General features: G+C 69.4%; 17 protein-coding genes and 2 pseudogenes. 7 read left to right on the top strand and 12 right to left on the bottom strand.

The features are described from left to right. Positions 1-29: 29 nt before the first annotated feature. From QSU92_RS06335 to QSU92_RS06320, 4 genes are all read right to left on the bottom strand, one after another. Complete coding sequence (locus tag QSU92_RS06335) at positions 30-248, bottom strand: hypothetical protein (RefSeq protein ID WP_289265327.1); 219 nt, start codon at positions 246-248, stop codon at positions 30-32. Continuing rightward, complete coding sequence (locus QSU92_RS06330; RefSeq protein WP_289265326.1) at positions 241-948, bottom strand: Pr6Pr family membrane protein; 708 nt, start codon at positions 946-948, stop codon at positions 241-243. Before QSU92_RS06330 ends, QSU92_RS06335 begins: the two co-directional genes overlap by 8 nt. Before the next feature lie 121 nt (positions 949-1,069). After that, complete coding sequence (locus QSU92_RS06325) at positions 1,070-1,234, bottom strand: VOC family protein (protein ID WP_289265325.1); 165 nt, start codon at positions 1,232-1,234, stop codon at positions 1,070-1,072. A gap of 240 nt (positions 1,235-1,474) precedes the next feature. Then, positions 1,475-1,609, bottom strand: coding sequence for a hypothetical protein (locus QSU92_RS06320; RefSeq protein WP_289265324.1), 135 nt, complete (start codon positions 1,607-1,609; stop codon positions 1,475-1,477). Positions 1,610-2,050: 441 nt separating this feature from the next. Between QSU92_RS06320 and QSU92_RS06315 the strand changes: the two genes are divergently transcribed. Then, positions 2,051-2,668: a hypothetical protein gene (locus tag QSU92_RS06315; protein WP_289265323.1), complete on the top strand. Its 618-nt coding sequence runs from the start codon at positions 2,051-2,053 to the stop codon at positions 2,666-2,668. Positions 2,669-2,930: 262 nt separating this feature from the next. Here the strand turns inward: QSU92_RS06315 and QSU92_RS06310 are convergent, their stop codons facing one another. The 3 genes and pseudogenes from QSU92_RS06310 to QSU92_RS06300 form a co-directional block, all read right to left on the bottom strand. Continuing rightward, positions 2,931-3,224 carry a hypothetical protein gene (locus tag QSU92_RS06310; RefSeq protein WP_289265979.1) on the bottom strand — a complete coding sequence of 98 codons (294 nt, stop codon included), beginning with the start codon at positions 3,222-3,224 and terminating at the stop codon, positions 2,931-2,933. 111 nt (positions 3,225-3,335) lie between these two features. Then, a pseudogene (locus tag QSU92_RS06305) lies at positions 3,336-3,686 on the bottom strand (5'-nucleotidase C-terminal domain-containing protein); the annotation flags it as partial. A gap of 406 nt (positions 3,687-4,092) precedes the next feature. Beyond that, positions 4,093-6,432: pseudogene (locus QSU92_RS06300) on the bottom strand (choice-of-anchor I family protein); the annotation flags it as partial. A gap of 232 nt (positions 6,433-6,664) precedes the next feature. Between QSU92_RS06300 and QSU92_RS06295 the strand changes: the two are divergent. Genes QSU92_RS06295 through QSU92_RS06285 form a run of 3 tightly spaced genes read left to right on the top strand, consistent with a single transcriptional unit; the run spans position 6,665 to position 9,473 of the window. Then, positions 6,665-7,795 carry an acyl-CoA dehydrogenase family protein gene (locus QSU92_RS06295; RefSeq protein ID WP_289265834.1) on the top strand — a complete coding sequence of 377 codons (1,131 nt, stop codon included), beginning with the start codon at positions 6,665-6,667 and terminating at the stop codon, positions 7,793-7,795. Further along, positions 7,792-8,700, top strand: coding sequence for a 3-hydroxyisobutyrate dehydrogenase (gene mmsB, locus QSU92_RS06290; protein WP_289265322.1), 909 nt, complete (start codon positions 7,792-7,794; stop codon positions 8,698-8,700). The genes QSU92_RS06295 and mmsB overlap by 4 nt, the downstream gene beginning before the upstream one ends. Then, a complete protein-coding gene (locus tag QSU92_RS06285) occupies positions 8,697-9,473 on the top strand; it encodes an enoyl-CoA hydratase-related protein (protein ID WP_289265321.1) in 777 nt (258 codons plus the stop codon). Before mmsB ends, QSU92_RS06285 begins: the two co-directional genes overlap by 4 nt. A 1-nt stretch (position 9,474) precedes the next feature. On the opposite strand, the gene QSU92_RS06280 is transcribed toward QSU92_RS06285, so the two are convergent. From QSU92_RS06280 to QSU92_RS06260, 5 genes are all read right to left on the bottom strand, one after another. Further along, positions 9,475-10,005: a MarR family winged helix-turn-helix transcriptional regulator gene (locus QSU92_RS06280; RefSeq protein ID WP_289265320.1), complete on the bottom strand. Its 531-nt coding sequence runs from the start codon at positions 10,003-10,005 to the stop codon at positions 9,475-9,477. Positions 10,006-10,213: 208 nt separating this feature from the next. Further along, positions 10,214-11,785 carry an AMP-binding protein gene (locus tag QSU92_RS06275; RefSeq protein WP_289265319.1) on the bottom strand — a complete coding sequence of 524 codons (1,572 nt, stop codon included), beginning with the start codon at positions 11,783-11,785 and terminating at the stop codon, positions 10,214-10,216. Between the two features lie 24 nt (positions 11,786-11,809). Beyond that, a complete protein-coding gene (leuD, locus tag QSU92_RS06270; protein ID WP_289265318.1) occupies positions 11,810-12,397 on the bottom strand; it encodes a 3-isopropylmalate dehydratase small subunit in 588 nt (195 codons plus the stop codon). Continuing rightward, entirely contained in the window at positions 12,397-13,809 is a 1,413-nt protein-coding gene (gene leuC / locus QSU92_RS06265) for a 3-isopropylmalate dehydratase large subunit (RefSeq protein WP_289265833.1), read from the bottom strand. Before leuC ends, leuD begins: the two co-directional genes overlap by 1 nt. Positions 13,810-13,971: 162 nt before the next feature. After that, entirely contained in the window at positions 13,972-14,643 is a 672-nt protein-coding gene (locus QSU92_RS06260; protein WP_289265316.1) for a GntR family transcriptional regulator, read from the bottom strand. Positions 14,644-14,816: 173 nt separating this feature from the next. Here QSU92_RS06260 and QSU92_RS06255 point away from each other — a divergent pair, with 173 nt between their 5' ends. The 3 genes from QSU92_RS06255 to QSU92_RS06245 all read left to right on the top strand — a co-directional run bounded on the left by QSU92_RS06255 (position 14,817) and on the right by QSU92_RS06245 (position 17,879). Beyond that, positions 14,817-15,683, top strand: a complete 867-nt coding sequence (locus tag QSU92_RS06255; RefSeq protein ID WP_289265315.1) for an isocitrate lyase/PEP mutase family protein — start codon at positions 14,817-14,819, stop codon at positions 15,681-15,683. A 67-nt stretch (positions 15,684-15,750) separates the two neighbouring features. Then, positions 15,751-17,139, top strand: coding sequence for an MmgE/PrpD family protein (locus QSU92_RS06250; RefSeq protein ID WP_289265314.1), 1,389 nt, complete (start codon positions 15,751-15,753; stop codon positions 17,137-17,139). After that, the gene (locus QSU92_RS06245) at positions 17,136-17,879 is read left to right on the top strand and encodes a FadR/GntR family transcriptional regulator (RefSeq protein ID WP_289265313.1); all 744 of its coding nucleotides are present in this window, start codon (positions 17,136-17,138) and stop codon (positions 17,877-17,879) included. The genes QSU92_RS06250 and QSU92_RS06245 overlap by 4 nt, the downstream gene beginning before the upstream one ends. Positions 17,880-17,886 lie beyond the last annotated feature (7 nt).

Here is a 17,886-nt window from a genome sequence, read left to right as displayed (position 1 = left end):
CCGGGCGATCGAGGAGAACGCCGCGCGGCTCAGTCGCGCAGGTATCCCGTCTCGGGATCGATCTCGGTGAGGAACGCCTCGACGTGGTCGCGGGCTTCGACCTCGGCGAGCGGAGCGCTGTCGGTGCGTCCGATGGCGAAGCCGTACCCCTTGTTCGGGCCGCTCAGCCAGGCGAACTGATTCGCACCGTCCCGCAGGCTCCACTCGAAGATCTCGCCCCGCACGTGCAGGACTCGTGACTCATTCACGAATGTCCGCCGCCCGCCCGCGGACCAGCGACGGCAGGCGGTGATCGATCAGGGTGAGGATGATCGCCAGCACGATGCCGATCGCGAGAACGACCAACGAGTTGAGGATCGATGCGGTGAGCCCGATCTCGGTGACGTCGAGGAAGGGGTACGGGTACCACCCGGTGACCGCGCCGTGGATGAAGGTGTACACCAGCCACAGCACCGGCCAGATGAAGGCCAGGAGCGTCGTCATCCACGAGATCCGCGGCCGCGGCCCGAAGATCAGCCACCCGATGAGGGTGGCCCATGGTGCGATGTAGTGGAAGCCGATCGTCGCGACGAGCGCCCAACCCTGCGGGTCGACGAGGCGAGCGAGGACGGTCTCGTAGACGAGACCGGTGATGATGATGCCGAGCAGAGCATCCATGCGGAGCACCCGCCAGACCTTGCCGTCGCGGTGGACGTTCAGCATCAGCGCGATCGACGTCCCGAGCACGAACAGGTTGCTCTGGATCGTGAAGAAGCTGAACAGCCTGACCAGGCGTGTGCCGATCGGCCCGGTCGCATTCGACCCGGAATTCGCGTCCTGCCCTCCCACGAGGATCAACACGATCTGGATCACCAAGGCGATGGCGACGACCACCGCGATCGCGCCGTACCAGGCCCGCGCGACCCGCACGCGGACGTCCTGCCTCTGCTCCGTCATCGTCGTCGTCACGTCATCCCCGATCCTGAAACCGTCTTCCCCAGTCCCGGCCCAGCGTATCGATCCGCGCGGCGAACGCGAGGAGAATCGGGGGGTTCGTCGTCGGGTCGGGGGCTCGCAGCAGCTGATCCCGTCACGCGGGACGCGGCGAACCGACTCTGACCAGGTTGCCGTCGGGGTCGACGAGCGCGAACTCGACCAGGCCGTACTCGGTGCCGGTGGGCGACGTGATGCGGTGGCCGCTCGTGGCGTCCGGAACGACGTGCGCGCGCCACTGCTCGTACAGGCTCCTGCGCATCGTCGACGTAGAGATAGCACATCGACGCCGTGGTGAGCGGGTCGAGCTCGGGGTCCTCGGAGAAGTGCAGCGCGATGTCACCGCGCGCAAGGATCAGGTAGTGCCACTCCTCGGGAGGCCGCGAACCCCGGTCTTCGAAGCCGAGGGCCTCGTAGAACCGCAGTGTTCGCCGCAGATCGCGGCTCAGCAGGATGGGAACGGCTGACTCGCGCACGGCGCCAGGCTATCGCGGGGTTCGGCTCACATGCTGTCGAGCATCGGCCCGCCGAAGATCAGCAGCGCCGCCGCGGCGGCGGTGACGAAGGCGGCGAGGAGCAGCGCGATGACGAGGACCGTGCCGCCGATCGAGAGGAGGAACGCCGCCGATTTGCTCATACCTCGACGCTAGGAATCGGATGCCGCGTCGACATCGACCGCGGGGTGTATCGCCGTCCTCCGCGAGGATGACGTTCCGCTGCGCCGCGACCCGTCAAGAATTGCGGCCTGTCGTGCGCCGCGCCCGCCGTTTCTGACGGGTCACGGTAATCGGGGTGACTCGCGCCGCTCGCGCCGCTCGCGCCGTTCGCTGGGGCTCGCTCCCGCCGCGACCCGTCGAAAGTTGCGGCCCATCGTGCGCCGCAACCGCCGTTTCTGACGGGTCGCGGTAAGCGGGTGGCTCGCGCCGCTCGCCCCGCTCGCTGGGGCTCGCTCCCGCCGCGACCCGTCGAAAGTTGCGGCCCATCGTGCGCCGCGCCCGCCGTTTCTGACGGCTCGCGGGGAGGCGGGCGAGGAGACCTGGCCGCGCGTCGGCGGACGTTCGGGGGATAGCCTGCTCGGATGCGGCGCGACACGACGTGGATCATCGGTGGAATCGGCCTCATCCTGAGCGGGGCGCTCGGACTCGTGGGTGCGGGTTCCGTGGGCCTCGCGGGATCAGGTGTTCTGGCGATCGTGCAGAACGTCGCGTTCGCGGCATCCGTCCTCTTGCTGGCCGTCGGGATGACGCGAGCCGACAGCGTCGTCGCCAGGCGGCCGAGCGGTGTCGTCGCACTCGCTCTCCTCGCGCTGTGGCCCTTCGCCGCCGAGGGCGCAGCTGCGGCGCTCGGGTCGGTGCAGCCGAATGGCGGAGAGGCATGGACGGTGCTCGGCTACGCGTCGATTCTCGTCCCGACAGCCGCGGGACTGCTCGCCGCGGTCGCGATCCTGCGAGCCGGCACCGTGCCGGACCCGTGGCGGTGGGCGCCGGTCTGGGTGCTCGCGCTCCAGGTCGGGGTGTGGGTGCTGACGCAGGCGCTCGCGGTCGCCCTCGGCGCCGATGTGCTCAGCATCAGCGGCGTCTTCGTCCTCTTGGGAGCAATCGCATACCTCGCGGGGACGGTGGGGCTCGGCGTGCTGGCCGTCATCCTGGGTTCGCGTCGCCGCGCCGCGACCGTCGAGGTCTTCCGCTCCTCGTGACCCGTCGAAAAGTGCGGCCTGGCGGGCGCCGCAGCCGCAGATTTCGACGGCTCGCGGATGAGCTGGTCATCGAGCGGCGCTCAGCAGGACGAACGGGCGGCTCGAACAGCTGCGCGTTGACACCCCGAACAGCTGCGCGTCGACACCCCGAACAGCTGCGCGTCGACACCGCGAACAGCTGCGCGTCGACACCCCGAACAGCTGCGCGTCGACACGGGAAGGCCCCCGGACCGTGGTCCGAGGGCCTTCCTGGTTGTGAGGGTTACTCGCCGGCGGGCGTGGTGCGGCGGCGGAGGGCGAACAGCACGCCTCCCGCGACCAGCAGCAGCGCCGCGCCGAGGGCCGCGCCGAGCGGCAGCTCCGCGCCGGTGACACCGAGCTGACCCGCGGTCGAACCCGTCCCCGAGCCGTTGCCCGTGCCCGAGCCGTTGCCGTTGCCCGCACCGGTGCCGGGGGTCGAGCCGCCGTCACCATCGCCGGGCGCGGGGGTCTCACCCACGACCGCGCGGCCGAGCGGAGCGGGCTCGACGACCTCGAACTCCTCGAAGTACGCCACGGATGCCGCCAGGTCGACCTGACCGGAGTCGGTGACGTCCGTGCCCTCGGCCAGGGTGAAGAAGTTGTCTCCACCGGCCGCGAGGAACGAGTTGGTCACGATGGTGAACTCGTCGTCGGCGCCGATCGCCTCGCCGTTCAGCGTCATCGACAGGATGCGCGAGCCGGCCGCGGCGTCGGGGTCGTAGACGTAGGAGAAGCCCTCCGAGACACCCAGGTGCAGCTTCGGCCGCGACGAGCCCTCGGGCTGCCACTGCTCTTCGAGCACCTGCTCGAGCTGCGCACCGGTGAGGGTCAGCGTCACGAGCGTGTTGGCGAACGGCTGCACGTTGGCGACGTCGCGGTAGGTGACCGTGCCGTCCTCGCCGAACAGCAGGTCGGCGCGGAGGCCGCCGGGGTTCATCAGCGCGATCTGAGCGGGGGTCCCGGCGTACGACTCGTTCGAGGTCGCCCACAGGTACATGTCGGCCACGAGATTGCCGAGGGTCGACTCGACACCGCGGTCGTCGCCCGGGGGCGTACCGCCGCGGAGGATGTCCTCCGTGATCGAACCCACCTCGACGCTGCCGAGCTCGTCGGCCACCTCCACGGCGTCGGCGACGATCGCCTCGACCTCGGGGTCGGCGGCGAACAGCGGAGCCTCGTCCTCGCCGACCAGCGGCACCAGCGAACCGCCGATCGAGACGAGCCTCACCCGTGGTGCTGTCGACCGAGATGTCGAGCTTGCCGAGCATCGTGCCGTACTGGTTCGCCTGGATGACCGGGCGCTCCGTTCCCGCGACACCGTTGACCGGCACCTCGCAGACGTACGGCTGATGGGTGTGACCAGAGACGATCGCGTCGATCTCGGCCGATGCGCCGGTGATGAGCGCGGCGTAATCCGTGCCGCCCTGCGCGATGGTCGCACAGTCCTCGGTCGGCGCGCCGTCGTGGGTGAGGAGCACGATGACGTCGGCGGCGTCGGCTGCGGTGATCTCGTCCGCGACACGGTTGGCCGCCTCGAGCTGGTCGCCGAACTCGATCTCGGTGATGCCCGCGGGGCTCACCAGCGTCGCGGTGTCGGCGGTGACGGTGCCGATGAACGCCACGCGCACGCCGTCGACCTCTTCCACGACGTATTCCTGCAGCGCCGGCTCATCGGTGCCCGCGAGGTACACGTTCGCACCGAGCGCGTAGGGCGCGCCTGCCGCCTCGTCACCCTGGCCGTAGCGGGGGATGACGCGGTCGACCAGGTCGGCGAAGCCGGCGTCGAACTCGTGGTTGCCCACCGCTCCGAGGTCGAGGCCTCCCTCGACGAGGGCGTCGATGGTCGGGTTGTCCTGCTGGATGAAGGAGGTGAACGTCGACGCGCCGATCATGTCTCCCGAGGAGACGAACAGCGTGTTGGGGTTCTCCGACTCGAACTGCGCGACGGCGCCCGCGATCACGGCTGCGCCGGCTTCGCCGTTGCCGAAGTTCGGCTCGATCCGACCGTGGAAGTCGTTGATCGTCAGCACCTGCACGTCGGTCGTGGTCTCGAGGGTCGAGTCCACCGAGTACACCGTGGTCGTTCCCGACACCTCGTTGCCGACCGCGAGGAGGGGAGCACCGGTGGGCGAGTCCTCCGCGGCGATGAAAGCGATGCCCTCGGGGCCGAGGTCACCGGCCGCGGCGAGCCCCGCTGCATCCGTCGTGTCTTCACCCGACACCGCGAAGTCGCGGTTGTTGAGGTAGGTGACGAACGAGGCATCCGCGGGGCTGCTCAGGTCGAAGACCATGATGCCGCCGACGCGCTCGAGACCGACGAAGGCGTACGGGACACCGTCGATCTCGCCGACCGTGACGCTTTCGGGCTCGGGGCCTTTGGCGTCGCTGCGCGTGTCGAACTCGGACGCGCCGTGGTCGGAGTTGAAGTTCGCCGGGAGCAGCTCGGCGGTGATGCGCTCGAAGGCGTCACCCGAGTCCCAGACGAGCTCGCCCGAGGTGTTCCAGATCGAGAAGGAGCGGGCGCCGTAGGAGTAGAGCTCCTCGTAGCAGCCCTCGGCTTCGTTGAAGCCGTCCTCCTTCGACACCGCGAGACGACCGAGGTCGGCCGCACCCGTGAGCGAAGCGAGGGGGCTGTCGGCGCAGACCGGTCCGTAGCCGTCTTCTGCGAGATCGCCCACGCGCGACTCGTCGATGTAGTCGCCCCATTCGCGCACGTCGCCCTCGTTCGCGGTGACGAGGTAGGTCGCGCCGCCGGCGGTGTACGAGTCGATGGCGTCGGGCATGTACATGCCGTTCAGGCCCGGGTAGGTGTCGATGTTGATCGCGGGACCTTCGGCAGCGCCGTCGCGGTCGCTCGCGTCGAGTCCCGCACCGGCCGCGCCGTGGTCCTTCGTGCCGAGCGGGACGATCGCCGACACCGTAGCCGACGCCAGGTCGACGACGGCGAGCGAATTCGCCTCTTGCAGCGTCACATACGCGGTGCCGCCGTCGACGGTGATGTACTCCGGCTCGAGGTTCGCGCTGACCGGGTTGGTCACGCCGTCGACGACCGGCCCGAACACGCGCACGCCCTCGGGAAGCGTCTGAGAGCCGCCGTCTTCGAACTCGTGGAAGTCGGCGGCGGCGACAGCGTCCTGCCCCGGCGCGGCCACGCCGCCAGGAAGCGTCACGACGCTGATCGAGCCCTCGGGGTCGATCGAGAAGTCGTCTGCCGGCTCGCCCTCGTTGGCTGCGACGGCATACTGCCCGTCGGCCGAGATGGTCACCATGTCGGGAAGTGCCCCGACGGTCACCGAGCCGAGCACGGCGGAGCCGGCGTCCGCCGCGTTCGCGTCGAAGAACAGCAGCGAACCGTTGTCGGTCTTCACCGGCGCCTCGAGGGCGATGACGCCCAGGCCGTCCTCGCGAACGGCCACGGAGTTCGCGACACCGGTTCCCGTGATCTCGAACTCCTTCGTGATCGCGGTCGGGTCCGAGTAGTCGAGCACGTCCACGGTCGCCGCCTGCGCATTGACCACGAACAGGCGCTCGCCATAGGCGGCGACGATCTCGGCGGCGCCCTCGTCGAAGACGCCGGTTTCGAACGAGCCGAGCGGCGTGAGCGACAGCGCTGCGTCGTCGGCGGAGGTGGTGATCGGATCGGTGACGATGGCGCCGAACGCCGCACCGGGCGCGAGCGCCAGGGAACAGGCGACGGCCGCCGCGGTCAAGCCGGCCGCGGCGCGTCGATGAGATGAAGGCATGAATGTCCTCAGGTCGGGCGTGCCGGGGCGCACGCTCTTCGTGTCTAACCACGGCACGTTTCGAATGGGTGAACCAGGCGGAAACAGCCTGATACTCAGTAGACCTCGTAAATACATGGATGTCCATCTAAAATGAGCAACGTGCCAAGGACGGCACGGAAGGAGCGGACGGATGTCGCAGACGATCACCACCCACGCAAGCGGAACGCCGTCGCGGCCGCAGCCGGTCGCGATGACCGAAGAGGACCGCGCCGCCATCCTCGAGGCCGTGCGCGACTTCGCCACGACCGAGATCGCCCCTCACGCGCTGGAATGGGACGAGCGCGCACACTTCCCCCGTGACGTCCTGGCACGCGCGGGCGAGCTTGGCCTGGGCGGTTTGTACGTCGCGGAGGACGTCGGCGGCACCGCGCTCACCCGGGTCGACGCGGTGGCGATCGTCGAAGAGCTCGCCCAGGCCGACCCGTCCATGGCCGCCTACATCACGATCCACAACATGGTCGCGTGGATGATCGACACCTATGGCAGCGACGCTCAGCGCGAGGAGTGGCTTCCGCGCCTGACGGCCATGACCGATCTCGGTGGCTACTGCCTCACCGAACCCGGTGCCGGGTCGGATGCCGCGGCACTCACGACCAGCGCCGTCCGTCAGGGCGACGAGTACGTGCTCACGGGCGTGAAGCAGTTCATCTCCGGCGCGGGCGAAGCATCCGTCTACGTCGTGATGGCCCGCACCGGTGACCCGGGGGCCAAGGGCATCACCGCGTTCCTCGTTCCCGGCGACGCCCCGGGGATGTCGTTCGGGACGAATGAGAAGAAGATGGGCTGGAACGCCCAGCCCACCCGCCAGGTCATCCTCGACGAGGTGCGCGTTCCGGCCGCGAACATCCTGGGCGAGGAGGGTCGCGGCTTCCGCATCGCGATGACGGCGCTGAACGGCGGTCGGATCAACATCGCCGCGTGCTCGCTCGGCGGAGCGCAGTGGGCACTCGACCGCGCGATCCGATACGTGCACGAGCGGTTCACTTTCGGTGAGCCGCTCGCCGAGAAGCAGGCCGTCGTCTTCGCTCTCGCCGACATGGCCACCGAGCTGCGCGCCGCACGGGCGATGGTGCGGGATGCCGCGCTGTCGCTCGACCGGCACGCCCCCGATGCCGCCATGCAGTGCGCCATGGCCAAACGGTTCGCCACCGATGTCGGGTTCCGGGTCGCCAATGACGCTCTCCAGCTGCACGGCGGCTACGGCTACCTGCACGACTACGGCATCGAGAAGGTGGTGCGCGACCTGCGTGTGCACCAGATCCTCGAGGGGACCAACGAGATCATGCGCGTGATCATCGGCCGCGAGCTGCTGGGGGGATGACGGTGCGCATCGCCTTCCTCGGTCTGGGCCACATGGGGGCCCCGATGGCGCGGAACCTCGCCGCGGCCGGCAACGAGGTCATCGGCTTCGACGTCTCCTCCGCGGCGCGCGAGAGCGCGGCAGCGGCCGGGCTGCCGGTCGTCGACACACCGCACGAGGCGGTGGCCGCGGCATCCGTCGTCGTCACCATGTTCCAGACCGGCCGTCAGGTCATCGACGCCTACGAGGGCGCGCTCCTCTCGGCGGCAGCTGCCGACACGCTCTTCGTCGACTGCTCCACGATCTCGGTCGAGGACGCCCGCACGGCGCACGATCTCGCGGAGGCGGCCGGTCACCGGGCGCTGGATGCGCCGGTCTCGGGCGGCGTCGTCGGCGCCGAGAACGCCACCCTGGCCTTCATGGTCGGGGGGAGTGAGGATGACTTCGCCGCGGCCGAACCACTGCTGTCGGTCATGGGGCGCCGGGTGGTGCACTGCGGCGGCGCGGGTCTCGGGCAGGCCGCGAAGGTCTGCAACAACATGATCCTCGCCGCTTCGCAGATCGCTGTCGCCGAGGCCTTCGTTCTCGGGGAGCGCCTGGGGCTCAGCCACCAGGCGCTGTTCGACGTCGCGTCGAACGCGTCGGGTCAGTGCTGGGCCCTCACCACGAACTGCCCGGTACCGGGGCCCGTGCCCACGAGTCCGGCCAATCGCGACTACCAGCCCGGCTTCGCCGGATCCCTGATGGCCAAAGACCTCGGACTCGCCGCCGACGCGATCGCCGAGACCGGTGTCGACGCCCGTGTCGGTCTCCTCGCCCGCGACCTGTACCGCGCATTCGCGGACGGCCCCGGCGCGGGGCAGGATTTCTCCGGGATCATCACGATGATCCGATCCGGCAGTGACGACCCTGGAGGACGAGGATGACCGAGTACGAGACGATCCTGGCCGAGACGCGCGGGCGGGTCGGATGGATCACGCTGAACCGGCCGAAGTCCCTGAATGCGCTGAACACCACGGTGATGCGCGAGATCGTCGACGTGACGACCCGCTGGGACGCCGACGACCGCATCGGTGCGATCGTCGTCACGGGCTCAGAGCGAGCCTTCGCCGCCGGCGCCGACATCAAGGAGATGGAGGAGAAGTCGGGCCTGGAGATGCTCATGACCGATCACTTCGGCGGCTGGGCGCGCTTCGCCGCGCTGCGCACCCCCGTGATCGCCGCCGTCTCGGGCTACGCGCTCGGCGGCGGGTGCGAGCTGGCGATGATGTGCGACATCATCCTCGCCGCCGACACAGCGGTGTTCGGCCAGCCCGAGGTGAACCTCGGCGTGATCCCCGGGATGGGGGCGACACAGCGTCTCGTCCGTGCCGTCGGGCCCTACAAAGCCGCCGAGCTCATCCTGTCGGGACGGAACATGTCCGCCGACGAGGCGGAGCGTGCCGGCCTGGTGTCGCGTGTCGTTCCGGCATCCGATCTCCTCGCCGAGGCGACCACCCTCGCCGAGTCGATCGCGGCGAAGTCGCTGCCGTCGCTGTACGCGGCGAAGGCTGCGCTGGATGCTGCGCAGGAGACCTCGCTCGCCGAAGGACTGCGGTTCGAGCGGCAGGCGTTCGCGGCGCTGTTCGACACCGCCGACCAGAAGGAGGGCATGCGCGCCTTCCGCGAGAAGCGGCCGGCGGAATTCGAGAACCGGTGAGCTACAGCGGTTCGGGGGTCGGACGCGGGTCGTCAAAATCCCCTGCGGCACGGCGCATGCGGGCGATGATCGAGACGAGCTCGTCGGTGTCGTCGCTGCTCAGCCCCGGCTCGGCGAACACCTGGGCGTTGAGGGCCGCCGTCGCGCGCTCGGCGAGGTCGCGGCCGGCGTCGGTGAGGACGACGAGAGTGGCCCGCCCGTCGACGGGATGCGGCTCACGACGGACATACCCGTCGGCCTGCAGCCGGTCGACGGTGTTGGTGACGCTCGTGGGGTGCACCTGCAGGCGGGCGGAGGCTGACGCCATGGGCATGCGTCCGGCCCGGCTGAAGCTCAGGAGGGTCAGCAGCTCGTACCGGGCGAAGGTCAGGCCGAAGGGACGGAGGGTCGCATCCACCCGCGCGAGCATCAGCTGCTGGGCACGCATGATCGAGGTGACGGCGGTCATGCCGGCAGCGGCATCCGTCCAGCCGTGCGCGAGCCACTGGCGTTTCGCTTCGGCGATCGGATCGACCGGCAGACGTCGGGCCACGGCGGCTCCTTCCCGCTCCCACGGTACCGGGCTCCGAGCCGTGGGTGACCGACAGCAGAGGCAAGGTTGGACGGGTGCGAACGGATCCCACTAACCGCCGGACGGTGTGGGGCTCGGAGCTCACTTCTCCTGTGATCAGCGCAACATCTGCCGACCGTACCGAGCGACCATCGTCGATTGCGTAGGGCATTGGATCCCAAGATCGAAGTCACATAGTGCGCAACACGTCTTTGCGGGTCTTTCCCGTCGAGGTCTTCGGCAGCGCCTCGACGAACTCGAACGCGCGCGGAGCCTTGAACGGCGCGAGCCGTCCGCGCACGTGCAGGTGCAGCTCATCGCCCGTGATGCTCGCGCCCTCGGACGTCACGATGAACGCGCGGGGCCGCTCGCCCCAGCGCTCATCCGGGATGCCCACCACCGCGGCATCCGTCACCGCGGGGTGGCTCAGCAGCGCCTGTTCGACCTCGATCGTGGAGATGTTCTCACCACCCGAGATGATGATGTCCTTCGAGCGGTCCAGCAGCTGCACATAACCGTCGGGATGTATCACGCCGAGGTCGCCGGAGTGGAACCAGCCTCCGCGGAAGGCCTCCGCCGTCGCCTCGTCGGCACGGTAGTAGCCCGCCATGACCGAGTTGCCCCGCATGACGATCTCGCCCATCTCGGTGCTGTCCGAGGCGACGTCGACGAGGGCGCCGTCACGGTCGCGGCGCACGACGCGCATGCGGTCGGAGGTCAGCATGCCGACACCCTGGCGGGAGATGAGCGCGGCGACCTGGTCGGCGTCCTCCTCGTTCCAGCTGCTCTTGAGCTCGCACACCGAGTACGGTCCGTAGGTCTCGGTGAGCCCGTAAACGTGCACGACGCGGATGCCGAGGCCATGCATACGGGCGATGATCGTCGGGCTCGGGGGTGCGCCGGCCGTCGTGATCGTGAACGGGCGATCGAGCGGGTGAGCTTCGTCGGCCGACGCGAGGATCGACAGAACCGTCGGCGCACCCGCCATGTGCGTGACGCGCTCCTGGTCGATGAGGCGCCAGATCTCGGGACCCCGCACAGCGGGCAAACACACGTGCGTGCCGGCGGCGGCGGTGAGCGCCCATGTCGTGCACCAGCCGTTGCAGTGAAACATCGGCAGCGTCCACAGATAGCGCGCGCCGTCCTGCTCGGCGGTGAAGCCCTGGTGCACCAGCTCGCCGAGCGCGTTGAGGTACGCGCCGCGGTGGGTGTAGACGACGCCCTTCGGTCGACCGGTGGTGCCGGAGGTGTAGTTGATCGTGATGGCTGAGGCCTCGTCCGCCACCTCCCATGACCGCGGCCGGTCGGTGCCGCTCGCGAGGAACGCGTCGAAGTCCTCCGTCGAGCGAGGGACAGACGTTCCGCGTGCGATCGTGCGGGGAAGGCTGGCACGGATGTCGTCACCCAGCGTCTCGAGCAGGTCGCTGTCTCCGATAACGAGGGTCGCCCCGCTGTGCTCGACGATGTAGGTGATCTCCGCGGGCGACAGTCGCGTGTTGACAGCGACTAGCACCGCGCCGAGGGCAGGGACGGCGTAGTGCGCGGCCAGCATCGGCGCGGCGTTGGAGCCGAGGTAGAGCACGCGGTCGCCGGCGCGGATGCCTGCCTGCTCAAGCGCGTCCGCGAAACGACGCACATAGGAGCCGAAGTCGGCATAGGTCAGGCGGAGGTCGCCGTCGACGACCGCGAGACGGTCAGGGTGCACTTCGAGCGCGCGCTCCAGGAAGCGCAGCGGTGTCAGTGGGGTGTCGAGTCCGGACATCTTCGTCCCTCCGATGGGTTCGGGTCAGATCGTGGTGGGAAGCCAGGCGGGCCGGCGGGCTTCGAACTCGGCGATACGCCCTTCCTTGCGCAGGGTGAGCCCGATGTCGTCGAGTCCTTCGAGCAGCCGCCACCGCGTGTAGTCGTCGACCGCGAACGGGTAGACGGCATCGCCGACCATCGCTTCGCGAGCCACCAGATCGACGCTGACTGCGATGCCGGGAGTCTGCGACAGAGTGGTCTGGATCTCCTCGGCGTGCTCAGGAGTAATCACGCCGGTGAGCAGGCCCTGCTTGCCGGCGTTGCCGCGGAAGATGTCGCCGAACCGAGGCGCGAGCACGGCGCGGATTCCGTAGTCTCGCAGCGCCCAGACGGCGTGCTCGCGACTGGAGCCGGTGCCGAAGTCCGGTCCGGCGACGAGGACCGATGCCCCGGCGTACGCGCTCTGGTTGAGGATGAAGTCGGGATCCTGGCGCCAGCGGAAGAAGAGGGCGTCGTCGTATCCCGTCTTGGTGACCCGCTTGAGGAACTCCGCCGGGATGATCTGGTCGGTGTCGACGTTGGTGTACCGGAAGGGCACGCCCACGCCGGTGATCGTGGTGACGGCATCCATCAGTGGAGCTCCTCGGCGAGTGCGGTCAGGTCGGACGGGCTGGCGAGGTGGCCGGTGATGGCGGTGGCGGCGGCGACGAGGGGGGAGACGAGGTGGGTGCGTCCGCCTTTGCCCTGGCGGCCTTCGAAGTTGCGGTTGCTGGTGGACGCGCACCGCTCGCCGGGGGCGAGCTGGTCGGGGTTCATGCCCAGGCACATCGAGCAGCCCGCGAACCGCCATTCCGCGCCGAACGCCTCGACGATCTTGTCGATGCCCTCCGCCTCGGCCTCCAGCCTGACCCGTGCCGAGCCGGGCACGACCATGACCCGCACCCCGTCGGCCTTGGTGCGGCCCTGGATGATGGACGCGAACTGGCGCAGGTCCTCGATGCGGCTGTTGGTGCACGATCCCATGAACACCGCGTCCACCGGCACGGCCTTCATCGGCGTGCCCGGGACCAGGTCCATGTACTCCAGCGCCCGCTCGGCCGCGGCCCGCTCGTTCGGGTCGGTCATCGCCGCGGGGTCCGGGACCGTGTCCGACAGCGACACCCCCTGGCCGGGGTTGGTGCCCCACGTCACGAACGGCTCCAGCTCGTCCGCGTCCAGGAACACCTCCGCGTCGAACACCGCCCCCTCATCGGTGGGCAGCGTCCGCCAGTACGCGACCGCGTCGTCCCAGTCCTGCCCCGCCGGGGCATGCGGGCGGCCCTTCAGATACGCGAACGTCGTCTCATCCGGCGCGACCATCCCCGCCCGCGCACCGGCCTCGATCGACATGTTGCAGATCGTCATCCGCCCCTCCATCGACAAAGAGCGGATCGCACTGCCTCGATACTCCAGGATGTACCCCTGGCCGCCCCCGGTGCCGATCTTCGCGATCACCGCGAGGATGATGTCCTTCGCTGTCACGCCGGGCTTGAGCTCACCCTCGACCGTGATCGCCATCGTCTTGAACGGCTTGAGCGGCAGCGTCTGGGTCGCCAGGACGTGCTCGACCTCGCTGGTGCCGATCCCGAACGCGATCGCCCCGAACGCCCCATGCGTCGACGTGTGCGAGTCGCCGCACACCACCGTGATCCCCGGCATCGTCAACCCCAGCTGCGGGCCGACCACATGCACGATGCCCTGCTCGATGTCTCCCAGCGGATGCAGCCGCACCCCCAACTCCGCCGCATTGCGCCGCAACGTCTCGATCTGCGTACGGCTCGTCAGATCCGCGATCGGCTTATCGATCTCCAGCGTCGGCGTGTTGTGATCCTCCGTCGCGATCGTCAGATCCAGACGCCGCACCGGACGCCCCTCCGCCCGGAGCCCATCGAAGGCCTGCGGGCTCGTCACCTCATGCACCAGATGCAGATCGATATAGATCAGATCCGGCTCGCCCGCCTCACCCCTCACCACGAGATGGTCGTCCCACACCTTCTCCGCCATCGTGCGCGGACGATCGGGGATGACGAGGTTCTCGGTGTGCGGCACGGAAGGCTCCTGGGGCTGCGGGTGCCCTGCGGCACCGCAGGGTCGGCAGACACTCTACATGCAGAAAAGGCGCCGAACGTGACAGATCCGCGAATCAGGCCGCGTTCTGCATTCAATTCACTCGCGCAGGGTGCGCAAGAAGACCAGCGCCCCCTGGATGTGCATGTCCATGACCGCCCGCGCCATCTCGATCTCGCCGTCCCGCATCGCGGTGGCGAGCTCGCGGTGGCAGAAGAGTGATTGGCGGCGGAACTCGGCGTCGCTCCAGAATCGCCGCCGGAAGGCGAGGGGCACGCCCTCGACCGACGCGAGCGCGGCGGAGAGGCTGTCGGATGCCGCGGCGCGCACGACGAGGCTGTGGAACTCGGCGTTGAGCGCCACGTGCCGCGCGATCGCTCCCTCGTCCGATCCCGTCAGGGCGTCCTGCTCGTCGCAGATCTCGAACAGTCGGGCGACCGTCGCGGCGTCGGCATGGCGGGCCGCCCGCTCCGCGGCGTGCGGCTCGAGCAGGGACCGCACCTCGTAGAGGTCGTGAACGTCGTCGAACGCGAAGGGTCGCACGATCGCCCCGCGCCGGGGGATGACATCGACGATGCCCTCCTTGCCCAGCAGGACGATGGCCTCGCGGGCCGGCGTGCGCGAGACATCGAACATCTCGGCCACCGCGGCGGCGCGCAGGCGCGCACCGGGCGCGATCCGCCCGTCGAGGATCGCGCCGCGCAGCTCATCGCGCACGCGGAGCGTCGTCGTACCCGGGTCTGCCGCGTCGGCTCGTGTCTCGATCGCCACTGGGTGCCACCTCTCCGTCAGAGCGATAGTACGGGGGCGCCGCGCTGTCGCCGCGATGCGCTTATTCTGCATGTGAAAGTCCCGCTGGGACGGGGAGCGCGCCTGGGCCATCCGGCATACTAGGACGAGATCTGCATGCAAACCGTCCTCCGAGGACAGAAAACGGGGCACTCATGGCCGACCTTCTTCGCCGCCACGGCACCGGAGCCGAGCGACTGCGAGAGCTGCTCGCGGATCCTGAGGTGACGGTCGCGCCCGGCGTCTACGACGCGCTCAGCGCACGATTCGCCGAAGCGGGCGGTGCCGGCGTCGTCTACATGACGGGTTTCGGGGTGGCCGCCTCCCGGCTGGGGCGACCGGATGTCGGGCTGCTCACGATGACGGAGATGGTGTCGCAGGCGAAGGCCATCGCCAATGCCGTCGACGTGCCGCTCATCGCCGACGCCGACACCGGATACGGCAACCCGATCAATGTCATCCGCACCGTTCAGGAGTACGAGCAGGCCGGCGTCGCAGGAATCCAGCTCGAGGACCAGAGCTGGCCGAAGAAGTGCGGTCATATGGCCGACAAGACCGTCATCGCCGCGGAGGAGATGGCGCGCAAGATCGAGGCCGCCGTCGCGGCGCGCGAGAACCCCGACACGGTGCTCATCGCGCGCACCGATGCCATCGCGCCCCTGGGCTACGACGAGGCGATCCGTCGTGCGCGGATGTACCGCGACGCCGGCGCCGACGTGTTGTTCGTCGAGGCGCTGCGTTCGGAAGAGCAGATGGCTCAGGCGCGCGCCGACCTCACCGGTGCCGACCTGCTGTTCAACTGGGTCGAGGGCGGCAAGTCGCCCATGCCTGACGTGGTGACGCTGAAGGAGCTCGGCTTCGCCCTCGCGATCTACCCGATCAGCGGACTCCTCTCGGCGGCGCGAGCGCTTCAGGAGACCTATGCGAGTGTGCCGCCGGTCTCGTCGGGCATGCAGTTCTCGGAGTTCACCGAGGCCATCGGGCTGGACGAGATCCTTCGGCTGAACGCGCGCTTCGCCTGACCGCCGTTGCTGCGCAGGTGGTCGTCGGCTAGCGTGGTGTAAACATCAGACATAAGGAGACGACGCTGTGGTCGGTACCGACACCTCCATCGCCCGCTCGATTGCCGAGTTCTCGGTGAACACCCAATTCGCCGCTATCCCGGACGAGGTGATCCAGCGCGCGAAGCTGTTCCTGCTCGACTCGCTGGGGATCGCGCTCGCCTCCACCACCTACGATTTCGCGCGGGTCGCAGAAGCCTCGGCACGCGAGCTGGCCGGGTGCACCGGTCCTGCGACGGTCATCGGGCGTGCCGAGGGTCTCCCGCTGCGCGACGCCGTGCTTCTCAACGGACTGCTCGTGCACGGCCTCGACTACGACGACACGCATCCGGAAGGTATCGTGCACGCGTCCGCGAGCGCCGTGCCGACCGCGCTCGCGGTGGCGGAGTCGCTCGGCCGGTCGGGGCGTGACCTGCTGACGGCGTACGTGATCGGACTCGAGGTCGCCGCTCGCCTGGGCATCGCGGCGCAGGGCGGCTTCCACGCCGTGGGGTTCCATCCGACGGGCCTCCTCGGCGCGTTCAGCTCGGCGGTCATCGCCGCGAAGCTGAGCGGCGCCGATGTGGACGCCACGACGGCCGCCCAGGGCGTCGTCGGCAGCTTCGCCTCCGGATCGCTCGAGTTCCTCGAGTCGGGCGCGTGGACCAAGCGGGTGCACCCCGGGTGGGCCGGCGTGGCCGGTGTCACCGCGGAGAGCCTCGCCCGCAACGGTCTTCTCGCGCCCGAACTCGTGTACGAAGGCCGGTTCGGCCTGTACGCCTCGCACCTCGGCGACCGCCCGGTCGACGTCGAGGCGGCCCGCCGCGCGCTGGGCCGCACGTGGGAGACGCTCGAGGTCGCGGTCAAGCCGTTCCCCGCGTGCCACTTCACGCACGCCTTCGCGGATGCCGCGCTCGCGCTCCGTGAGAGCGGGCTGCGTCCCGATGACGTCGAGTCGATCACCTGCCTCATCGGAGCAGGGGAGATCGGTACGGTCTGCGAGCCGCGGGCGAACAAGCTCGCGCCGCGCTCTTCATACGATGCTCAGTTTTCGCTCCCGTACGTCGTCGCGGCGAGCCTCGTGCACGGGGAATTCGGTCTGCATCAGCTAGAGGACGACGCGCTCGCCGACCCGGCGACGCTCGCGCTCGCCGCGCGGGTGATGCACGAGGCCGACCCCGACAGCGCCTTCCCGCGCGCGTTCTCCGGCGAGGTCGTCGTCACCCGCAAGGACGGCACCGTCGTGCGTCATCGCGAGTCGGTCAACCGCGGTGCCGGTGACCGCCCGCTTGCGGCTGCCGGCATCGAGGCGAAGTTCCGCTCCAACGCGGCACTCGCGGTCAGCGGCGACCAGGCGGACGCGATCCTGGCGGCGGTCAGCAGCATCGACAGCTTCGACGACGTCGGGGAGTTCGCCGCGCTACTGTCCGTAGCATGACGACCCGGCCCCCTCGCGAACTCGCCGTCAGCAAGCTCCGCCCTGCATACGAGCAGGTCGCCGATCAGCTGCGCCAGCTCATCCTGAGCGGCGAGCTGCGGCCGGGCGAGCAGCTGCCCGTCGAAGGGCGGCTGTGCGAGATCTTCGGCGTGAGCCGCAGCACCGTGCGCGAAGCCGTCCGTCTCCTGTCGGCACAGGATCTCGTGCACACGACGCGGGGGGTGCAGGGTGGCACCTTCGTCTCCTCGGTCGATCCCGAGACGGTGGCGAGCTACCTGACGGTGCGGCTCAGCCTGCTCTCCAGCGCCGACGCCATCAGCGTCGACGAGATGCTCGAGGCGCGTGAGCTCGTCGAGGTGCCGGCCGCCCGGTACGCCGCCGAGCGCGCGACCCCGGCCGAGGCGGCGGCGCTGCGCGAGGCGGCGGATGGCGAAGCGCGGGCTCGCAGCAACCCGCATTCCTTCGCGCAGCACAAGGAGTTCCATGAGCTCCTGGTGGATGCCTCGCACAACCGGCTCCTGTCGCTCATGAACACCCCGAACTTCCAAGTGCTCCAGCAGTCCCACGTCGCGAGGGCCGAGATGCCGCCGGCCTTCTGGGAGGCGGTCGATGAGGATCACCGTCTGATCGCAGTGCACGTCGCCGCCGGAGACGCGGATGCCGCGGCATCCGCCACGCAGAAGCACCTGCAGCGGTTGAGAGATCTCTACGTCGTCACCGACGACGAACCCACCACCTGACACAGAA

The organism is Microbacterium sp. ET2, from assembly GCF_030347395.1.
GTDB classification, from domain to species: domain Bacteria; phylum Actinomycetota; class Actinomycetes; order Actinomycetales; family Microbacteriaceae; genus Microbacterium; species Microbacterium albipurpureum.
Note: the sequence above shows the minus strand (reverse complement) of the source record. Positions and strands in the feature narration are given on the sequence as shown.

Excerpts from the sequence above, each read along its gene's own strand:
- QSU92_RS06275 (WP_289265319.1), bottom strand. The coding sequence starts at position 11,785 with ATGTCCGGACTCGACACCCCACTGACACCGCTGCGCTTCCTGGAGCGC.
- QSU92_RS06285 (WP_289265321.1), top strand. The coding sequence starts at position 8,697 with ATGACCGAGTACGAGACGATCCTGGCCGAGACGCGCGGGCGGGTCGGA.
- leuD (WP_289265318.1), bottom strand. The coding sequence starts at position 12,397 with ATGGATGCCGTCACCACGATCACCGGCGTGGGCGTGCCCTTCCGGTAC.
- QSU92_RS06255 (WP_289265315.1), top strand. The coding sequence starts at position 14,817 with ATGGCCGACCTTCTTCGCCGCCACGGCACCGGAGCCGAGCGACTGCGA.
- QSU92_RS06245 (WP_289265313.1), top strand. The coding sequence starts at position 17,136 with ATGACGACCCGGCCCCCTCGCGAACTCGCCGTCAGCAAGCTCCGCCCT.
- mmsB (WP_289265322.1), top strand. The coding sequence starts at position 7,792 with ATGACGGTGCGCATCGCCTTCCTCGGTCTGGGCCACATGGGGGCCCCG.
- QSU92_RS06325 (WP_289265325.1), bottom strand. The coding sequence starts at position 1,234 with ATGCGCAGGAGCCTGTACGAGCAGTGGCGCGCGCACGTCGTTCCGGAC.
- leuC (WP_289265833.1), bottom strand. The coding sequence starts at position 13,809 with ATGGCGGAGAAGGTGTGGGACGACCATCTCGTGGTGAGGGGTGAGGCG.
- QSU92_RS06320 (WP_289265324.1), bottom strand. The coding sequence starts at position 1,609 with ATGAGCAAATCGGCGGCGTTCCTCCTCTCGATCGGCGGCACGGTCCTC.
- QSU92_RS06295 (WP_289265834.1), top strand. The coding sequence starts at position 6,665 with ATGACCGAAGAGGACCGCGCCGCCATCCTCGAGGCCGTGCGCGACTTC.
- QSU92_RS06315 (WP_289265323.1), top strand. The coding sequence starts at position 2,051 with ATGCGGCGCGACACGACGTGGATCATCGGTGGAATCGGCCTCATCCTG.